At 69.0% G+C, this 8,533-nt stretch carries 8 protein-coding genes and 1 pseudogene; 5 read left to right on the forward strand and 4 right to left on the reverse strand.

Annotation, left to right across the window (positions count from 1 at the left end):
- Positions 1-180: 180 nt before the first annotated feature.
- From ACESK5_RS17980 to ACESK5_RS18000, 5 genes are read left to right on the forward strand one after another with little or no spacing between them, the layout of a single operon-like run.
- Positions 181-1,026 carry a CBS domain-containing protein gene (locus tag ACESK5_RS17980; protein WP_372912961.1) on the forward strand — a complete coding sequence of 282 codons (846 nt, stop codon included), beginning with the start codon at positions 181-183 and terminating at the stop codon, positions 1,024-1,026.
- Between the two features lie 2 nt (positions 1,027-1,028).
- Positions 1,029-2,825 carry a glycine--tRNA ligase gene (gene glyS, locus ACESK5_RS17985; protein ID WP_372912962.1) on the forward strand — a complete coding sequence of 599 codons (1,797 nt, stop codon included), beginning with the start codon at positions 1,029-1,031 and terminating at the stop codon, positions 2,823-2,825.
- Between the two features lie 3 nt (positions 2,826-2,828).
- Entirely contained in the window at positions 2,829-3,422 is a 594-nt protein-coding gene (locus tag ACESK5_RS17990; RefSeq protein ID WP_372912963.1) for a diacylglycerol/polyprenol kinase family protein, read from the forward strand.
- A gap of 32 nt (positions 3,423-3,454) precedes the next feature.
- The gene (locus tag ACESK5_RS17995; RefSeq protein ID WP_372912964.1) at positions 3,455-3,940 is read left to right on the forward strand and encodes a cation:proton antiporter regulatory subunit; all 486 of its coding nucleotides are present in this window, start codon (positions 3,455-3,457) and stop codon (positions 3,938-3,940) included.
- Position 3,941: 1 nt separating this feature from the next.
- Entirely contained in the window at positions 3,942-5,141 is a 1,200-nt protein-coding gene (locus tag ACESK5_RS18000) for a cation:proton antiporter (RefSeq protein WP_372912965.1), read from the forward strand.
- Between the two features lie 24 nt (positions 5,142-5,165).
- On the opposite strand, the gene ACESK5_RS18005 is transcribed toward ACESK5_RS18000, so the two are convergent.
- The 4 genes and pseudogenes from ACESK5_RS18005 to ACESK5_RS18020 all read right to left on the reverse strand — a co-directional run.
- Positions 5,166-6,158 (reverse strand): sodium:calcium antiporter, encoded by a 993-nt coding sequence (locus ACESK5_RS18005; RefSeq protein WP_372912966.1) that lies wholly within the window; start codon positions 6,156-6,158, stop codon positions 5,166-5,168.
- A gap of 106 nt (positions 6,159-6,264) precedes the next feature.
- Entirely contained in the window at positions 6,265-6,471 is a 207-nt protein-coding gene (locus ACESK5_RS18010; protein WP_372912967.1) for a hypothetical protein, read from the reverse strand.
- A 107-nt stretch (positions 6,472-6,578) separates the two neighbouring features.
- Positions 6,579-8,204, reverse strand: coding sequence for a S1C family serine protease (locus ACESK5_RS18015; protein ID WP_372912968.1), 1,626 nt, complete (start codon positions 8,202-8,204; stop codon positions 6,579-6,581).
- Positions 8,205-8,342: 138 nt separating this feature from the next.
- Positions 8,343-8,533: pseudogene (locus tag ACESK5_RS18020) on the reverse strand (homoserine O-acetyltransferase); the annotation flags it as partial.

An 8,533-nucleotide genomic window follows, 5' to 3' on the forward strand; every position in this document is an offset into this window, starting at 1 on the left:
CTGCACAAATCTCGCCAGTATCTGTGACATCAATCGATTCGGTACCCGTCGGTACCGGAACGTTGTGACAGTCGCGAGAGGTGACGGCGAGCGAGGCGTCGAAAACCACCCCACGACAGGGCGTGTGGCGGAGGTATCCGCTTCGCAGAGTACAAGAGGAGGGGGCCTGTAAGCGGGGGTATGAACGTAGCCGACGCGATGACGCCACGAGCGGAGGTGGTCACGGTCGAACTCCCCGGTACCCGTGACGACGTCCTGATCTACCTCCAAGAACGTGGCTTCTCCTCCGTCCCCGTCGTCAAGCAGACCGACGACGGTGAGGAGTACCGCGGCCTCATCTCCCGGGAGGACCTCATCGAACAGCCCGACGAGGACCAGCTCGCGCTCCTCTTGCGGGAGGTGCCGACGACGTCGCCCGACGCCACCGTCGAGGAAGTCGCGGAGCTGATGGTCGACACCGATGCGCGTCGGGTGCCGGTGGTCGACGGCGGACTCGTCGGCATCGTCACCGTGACGGACGTGGTCCACGCCATCGCCAGCGGCGACGCCGACGGTGGCACCGACGTCGGCAGCCTCGCCGCGAAGGACGTGAACACGACGTACGTCGAGACGCCGCTGACGGTCGCCGAACGCGAGATCTACTACGCCAACGTCCCCTACGCCGTCGTCCTCGGCGACGACGGGCGGATGTGCGGCATCCTCACCGAAGTCGACATCATCGAGGTGGCTCGCGTCGTCGAGGGCGAGGACGACACCGGCGACTCCATCGCCAACCAGGACAACGACTGGATGTGGGAGGGAATCAAGGCCGTCGGGAACCGCTACATCCCGACGCGGAACGTCGAGATTCCCGCCGAACCGGTCGAGACGTTCATGACGACGGACCTGGTGACGGTGTCGCGGACGCGGACCGCGAAGGACGCCGCACAGATGATGATCTCGAACGACATCGAGCAGATTCCGCTCGTGGCCGGCGACGAACTCGTCGGCGTCGTCCGGGACATCAACCTGCTGGAGGCGCTCTGAGGATGCCGGCGGAGGACCGAAGCGAGAGCGAAGCCGTCGCCGAACTCGCCAAACGCCGGGGCTTCTTCTTCGGGGCGGCCGGCGCGTACGGCGGCGTCGGCGGCTTCTACACGTACGGCCCACAGGGCGCGGCACTGAAGCGCAACGTCGAGGACGCCTGGCGCGAGCGCTTTGCGGTGCAGGAGGGCAACATGGAGATCGACGGCCCGACCGTCATGCCCGAACCCGTCTTCGAGGCGTCGGGCCACCTCGACGGCTTCGACGACATGCTCGTCGAGTGCCCCGAGTGTGGCGAGTCCCACCGTGCGGACCACCTCGTCGAGGACGCCACTGGCGTCGAGGAGGCCGAGTCCCTGCCCATCCCGGAGGTCGAAGCGCTCATCGCGGACCACGACCTCGCGTGTCCGAACTGCGGGGCCCCGCTCGCCGGAAGGGCGGTCGAGGAGTTCAACCTCATGTTCGAGACGACCATCGGTCCCGGGTCGTCGACGCCGGGGTACCTCCGGCCGGAGACGGCACAGGGCATCTTCGTCGAGTTCCCCCGTCTGAAGGAGTACGCGCGCAACCGTCTCCCGTTCGGCGTCACCCAGATCGGTCGCGCCTACCGCAACGAGATATCGCCGCGGAAGAGTCTCGTCCGGACCCGTGAGTTCACCCAGGCCGAACTGGAGCAGTTCGTCGACCCCGAGCGGGACGAACCGGACCTCTCGGCCGTCGCCGACCTCGAAGTCGAATTGTACCCCGCGACCGAACAGGTCGACGACGACGGCGGACTCGTCGAGACCACCATCGGCGAGGCCGTCGACGAGGGTGTCATCGGCAGCGCGTGGGTCGGCTACTTCCTCGGCGTCGCGTACGAGTGGTACGAACGCGTCGGCGTGGACATGGACCGGTTCCGCTTCCGCCAGCACCTCTCGGGCGAGCGTGCGCACTACGCCGCCGACTGCTGGGACGCCGAAGCGGAGGTCGACGGCGACTGGATCGAAATCGCCGGCTTCGCCTACAGAGGAGATTACGACCTCTCGAAACACGCCGAACACGCCAACGACGACTTCACCCTCTTCCAGCAGTACGACGAGCCGAAGACGGTCGAGCGGGCGGTGGTCGACCCGGACATGAGCGTCCTCGGACCGGAGTTCGGCCGGGCCGCCGCGGGCGTCGCGGACGCGTTGCAGGACCTGGCCGAGCGCGACCCCGAGGCGTTCGAGGACAGCGAGGTCACCGTCGTGGTCGGCGACAGCGAGTACTCCGTCCCGACCGAGGTGGCGAACTTCCGTATCGAAGAGCAGACCGAGTCCGGCGAGCACGTCACGCCGCACGTCGTCGAACCGTCGTTCGGCGTCGACAGGACGGTGTACACCCTCGTCGCCCACGCGATGCACGAAGACGAAGTCGACGGCGAGACGCGGACCTACCTCGACCTCTCGCCCACCGTCGCACCGACCGACGTGGGCGTGTTCCCGCTCGTCTCCAACGTCGACTACCTCACCGACCGCGCACGCGAACTCGTCGGGGGACTCAGAGACGCCGGCTTCGCCGTGGTCTACGACGACTCGGGCAGCATCGGACGGCGCTACCGGCGGCAGGACGAGGTCGGCACGCCGTTCTGCGTGACGGTCGACCGCGACGGCATCGAGGGCGACGGCCCCGACACCGTCACCGTCCGCGAGCGCGACTCCGCCGCGCAGGCCCGGGTACCGGTTGACGACCTCGTCTCCGTCCTCGTCGACCTCCGTGCCGGGACCCGGGCGTTCGACGACGTGCTCGACGAGTACGAGCGGGTCGTGACCGAGGCGTAGGGCGTGAGCGAGCTCCAGCGGCGCCTCGTCCACGCCAGCGGGAGCCTCGTACCGCTGGGGTACCTCACTGGAGTCGTCCCCTGGTCCGTCGTGACGGGACTGTTCGTCGCGAGCGCCCTCGTCGCGACGGTGCTGGAGGTGCTCCGTCTCGGCGTGGGGCTGGACTGGGCCATCTACGACCGACTCACCCGCGACTACGAGCAGGACAACCCCGCGGGGTACGCGCTGTACACGTACAGCACGGCCGGCGTCGCGCTCGTCTTCGCGCCACCGGTCGCGGCGGCGGGGATACTCATGCTCGCCGTCGGCGACCCCATCTCGGGGCTGATGGGGTCGCGCGGCGTCGGCGAGACGAAGCAGGTCACGACGCTCCTCACGATGTTCGGCGTCTGTCTCGCGCTCGCGCTCGGGACGTTCGCCGCCGAGGGCGTGCGACTGACCGCGCCGGCGCTCCTCGCCGGCGTCGTCGGTGCCGCGGGGGCGACGGTCGCAGACGGCGTCAAGCCCGTCGTCGCCGGCTACGTCGTCGACGACAACCTCTCGATTCCCCCGGTTGCCTGCGGGGCGATGTGGCTGGTCGGCGTCGCCGTCGCGTGAGAATTTATTAACGCGACCGCCGAAGCCCGTGTGTGACCGTCTACGAGAGCGACCTCCCGGGCGTCGGCAAGAAACACGAGATAGAGCTCGGTGACGGCTCACGGCTCGTCGTCGTGACGCACAACACCGGGAAGCGCGAGGTGTTCCGGCGCGTCGACGAGGACGCCGACTCCGAGAAGCTCTTCGAACTCCCCGACCGGCTCGCCCGACAGGTCGGGACCATCCTCGAGGGCGCGTACTTCCAGCCGGTCCGCTCACAGAGCATCGAGACGCTCCTGGGCGGGGATACGCTCATCGAGTGGGTCGAGATACCCGAGGAGTCGGACCTCGACGGCAAGACCCTCGGGGAGGCCGACCTCAGACAGGAGACGGGCGCGAACGTCGTGCTCGTCCAGCGAGGCGAGACGACCATCACGAACCCCGGCGGCGACACCGAACTCCGGGCCGGAGACACGCTCCTCGCCGTCGGCCCCCGGGAGGCCTGTCGGACGTTCCAGTCGCTGGTGACGGGCGAGTGAGATGGTCGAGTTCTCTCTGCTCGAGCTCGGCGAACTGTTCGTCGCCGTCGCCGTCGCGGGCGCGCTGGGTGCGCGCCTCGGACTCTCCGTCATCCCGCTGTACGTCGTCGGCGGGATGCTCGCCAGCCCGTTCGTCGCCGGCCGTCTCGGGCTACCGTACGTCCTGCCCGGCGAGACGCTGACACTGCTCGCCGAACTCGGAATCGTCCTCCTGCTGTTCTTTCTGGGGCTGGAGTTCAGCCTCGACCGGCTGCTGGCGGCGAAGACCAACATCACCCGCGCCGGTCTCATCGACATCACGATCAACCTCCCCGTCGGGGTCGTCATCGGCCTCGCGCTCGGCTGGTCGTTCGTCGAAGCCCTGCTCCTGGGCGGCATCGTCTACATCTCCTCGAGCGCCATCATCACGAAGTCGCTCATCGACCTCGGCTGGATCGCCAACGCCGAGTCCGAGCCCATCCTCGGGACCCTCGTCTTCGAGGACCTCGTCATCGCCGTCTACCTCGCGCTCGTCACCTCACTCGTCCTCGGCGGGGACGGTACGGGGAGCCTCGTGCAGAGTCTCGCAGTCGCCTTCGGCTTCCTCGGGGCACTCCTCGTCGCCGTGCAGTACGGCACCCAGTTCTTCACGCGGGTGCTCGACGTCGACAACCCCGAGCCGTTCGTCCTGCGGACGCTCGGCGTACTCGTCCCCATCGCGGGCTTCGCGCTCTCCATCGGCGTGAGCGAGGCCGTCGCCGCCTTCTTCGTCGGCATGGGCTTTTCCACCACGGACCACCGCGAACGCATCGAGCGCCGCCTGGTCGGAATCCGCGACGTGTTCGCCGCGGTCTTCTTCTTCTGGATCGGCGTCAACACCGACCCCCGACTCGTCTTCGCCGCCGCCGTCCCGCTCGTCATCGCCGTCGTCGTCACCACGCCGACGAAACTCGTCTCGGGCTACTACGGGGGTCGCGTCTACGACCTCACGCCGAAGCGGTCGCTCCGGGTGGGCGTCGGGATGGTCTCTCGCGGCGAGTTCTCGCTCGTCATCGCGGCGCTCGCCGCGGGCGGGACCGGCACCGTGATGACCGAACTCATTCCCGCGTTCGCCGTCGGCTACGTCCTCGTGATGAGCACGCTCGGCACGGTGTTGATGGGCGAGTCCGACCGTGTCGAGCGGCTGGTGTTCCGGGGCGAGTCGACGGCGGCCCCCGACTGAGCGAAGTCGCAAGGGCGTCGGGTATCACACCGCGAACAGCAGGAACCGCACGCTGACGAAGACGAAGTACGCGACGACGAGCCACGCACCCTCGCGCCGCCGGACGACCCACCCCTCCCGGCGCGCGACGAGCACGAGGCCGACGCCGACGACGAACTTGAACGGGAGGTCCCACCGAACCACCGACGGCGGGACCGCGTAGGTGGAGACGACGCCACCGAGGCCGAAGCCGACCAGCGGGTTCACGACGTTCGACCCGACCAGCGTGCCGAGCGCGATGTCCGGCGTCTTCCGTCTGAGCGACTCGACTACCGTCGAGAGTTCGGGGAGCGCGGCGGCCAGACCGATGGTGACGACGCCGACCATCGAGCCGTTCAGCCCCAGCGTGGCGACGAGTCCGTCCACGACGCGGAGGACGACGAAGGCGCTCCCGAGAACGAGCAGGAAGCCGGCGAACGCGACGGCGGCGTCGCGGCGAGGGTTCACGCTCGCCGTGCCGGGCAGGCGCTCGGAGCGCCCGTGGGTCGTGACCGTCCAGTACGCGTACGCGACGAACGCGACGAGGAGGGCGAGGCCGTCGAGCCGCGAGACGGTCCCGTCGACGGCGACGACGAAGGTGAGCGCGAACGCCCCGAGCATCGGGTAGTACGTCGACCGACGGAAGGCGTCCGAGAGGGTGACGCGGCCGAACCCGACGAGGAAGAGGCCGACGAGCAGCGTCTGCTGGACCGTCGACGACCCCATGTTCCCGCCCATCACCGTCGCGCTCGCGACGACGGGGTCGAGCGTCCCCGAGACGATGCCGAGCGAGGCGACGAGGTGCGAGCCGAGTTCCGGGAGGCTGGTCCCGAGCGCGACGAGCGTCGAGGCGACGACGGCGTCGGGGACGTCGTAGGCGCGGGCGAGCGCGACGAGGCTGTCGACCGTCGCGCCGGCGGCCTTGACGAGGACCCCGAGCGCCGCGGCGGCGAGGAGGAGCGAACCGAGGAGGTCGGGCGTCAGTGCGACCGACGTCACCGCGGCTTCGCCTCCACCGTCATCGTCTCCGACTGACAGCGGGAGGGGTGAAAAGTGGTACTGCCTCGAGTACGCCTGCCGGTTCGGTCACGGGCTGTCGTCCCCGTCACTCCTCGACGCCGGGGCCGGAGACGAGTCCGAGCGGTCGGAGCAACCCGAGCGCGTCGGAACTCGCCCCACGTTCGGCGGTCTTCCCGTCCGCGATGCGGGCGACGACGATGCCCTCGCCATCGAACGTTCGGCCGGTCGGCTCGACGAACCGTCGGACGACCGCCTCGTTCGCCGCGAGGTCGTGTGTCTCGTCGGAGGACATGAGTGGCACCGGATGGTTCCGCCGCCGCAAACGTTTGTCGTGTCGGGACGGGCGTCGGGAGACGCCGAGACGAGGGTGGTGGAAGGGGGTGGACGCCGCGAGCGCGGTCAGACGGGGCCGATTACGTCGAACGACGTGACGATGGCGTCCAGTGCCTCGGCGTCGCGCGGGTCGACGAGTTGTGCGACGACGACGACGGTGTAGGAACGGTCGGGGGGTACTGCCGCGATGACGACGATGGCGGTGTCGCGGCCGTCACACGACTCGTAGCGGGACACTCGGCCGGCGAACTTCCCGTCGTCGTAGTCGCTTCGACCGCTCGCGGTACAGGCGGGGAAGGGGAACTCGTCGAGGACGACGTCTGGGGTCCGCGAGAGGTCGCGGGAGGCCAGGATAGAGACGCCGGGAGTCGAGTAGCCGTTGCTGTACGCGTCGACGTTCGGGGAAGCGACGAGTCCGGGGCCGATGTCGAACGCACGTCCGTCGACGTCGGACCACTCCGCGGGGACGTCGACGACGATGCTCCCGCTGTTGTCGGTGACTCGGCGGTAGTTCGTGTAGCCGGCGGCCCGGGGCGCGTCGGCGTCACCGCTGTTCGAGCCGCCGCCACCGCTGTCCGCCGGGAGCACCGACCGGAGCGGCGTCCCGTTCACCTCGCCCGAGAGCACCTCACCGGTGGTGAAGCGGAGGACCTGGACGTCGAGCACGTCGCCGGGGCTCCGCGACCGGAGGATGTCGCAGTAGTCCTTCATCGACCCGTCGCGAGCGAGCGTGAGCCCCTCCATCCGGACGATGATGTCGGCCGGTTCGATACCCGCCGCCGAAGCGGGCGACCCCGACTCGACCGACGAGACCCAGACGCCCGAGATGGAGCCGTCGTCGCTCCGGACCGCCCGTCCGTTGATACCGATGGAGTTGACGTCCCGTCCCTCCGTGAGGTCCGCGACGATTCGGCGAGCTAGCGGGGCCGAGATGGCGAGGTTGATGTCGAAGCGGTCGTCGCCGGCGTAGTTGACGCCGACGACGCGGCCGCGCTCGTCGACGAGGGGACCGCCGGAGTTGCCGGGACGGATGCGCGCGTCGTGCTCGAGGACGCCGTCGACCGACGCCCAGACGGTGTGGACCGTCGACGCCCGCTTCGAGATGATGCCCCGCGTGACGGTGTAGTTGGGGTCGCCGAGCGGGAAGCCGAGCGCCCACACCTCCAGGTTGGTCTCGATGGGGTCGTCGTACCACTGCAGCGGCTGGAACTCACCCCCGTCGACCTGGATGACCGCGAGGTCGGAGCACTCGGAGACACCGAGCACTCTGGCGTTGTACGACCGGCCGTTCGCGAACACTTCGAGCGTCGCCGCGCCGGTCACCACGTGGTTGTTGGTGACGACGATTCCCGAGGGGTCGACGACGAAGCCGGTGCCGCTGCCGGCGGAGTTGGCCTGGTACCCCACCTGTGGGTCGACGAACGACCCCTGCGCGACGATGCGGACGACCGACGAGCGGGCGTCGTCGACACTCGCCACAGCCGACGTTCCCGACGCGAACTCCGTGCCGCCGGTACAGCCGGCGAAGCTCGCGACACCGACCGCACCGACGCCCGCGAGGAACGCCCGCCGGTCCAGCGTCGGGCGTGTCTCGTTCGCGGGCGGTCCGTCGGCGGCGACGGCCGCCGCGTCCGGTTCCGTGCGTGCGTGTCTCTGTCTGTCGTCCCTGCGGTCGGTTGCTGCGTCGCTCATGATGGTGTACCCGTGTGAGAGTGTACCATATGCTGTCAGGAGCGATAAAGACATACACTGATTGTCATTTCCGCCGGAACTACCGACAGGCGGGACGGTTGTTGACGGCGCGGAGAGGGACGACCGCTGGGTGTCGGACTACCCCGAGAAGAGCGAGTTGTGGACGGGCGCGTACTCCCGTTCGGTGGTCGTCTCCTCCGCTGCCGTGTCGTGGATGGCGCTCCCCGCGAGTCCCTCCCTGAGGAAGTCCTTCAGGGGTGGGCCGACCTTCTCGGGTTCGACGAGGAACGCGTCGTGGCCGTGGTCCGAGTCGACGACGTGGTGTGCCA

The organism is Salinigranum sp. (genome assembly GCF_041641895.1).
In the GTDB taxonomy this organism is placed as follows: Archaea; Halobacteriota; Halobacteria; order Halobacteriales; family Haloferacaceae; genus Salinigranum.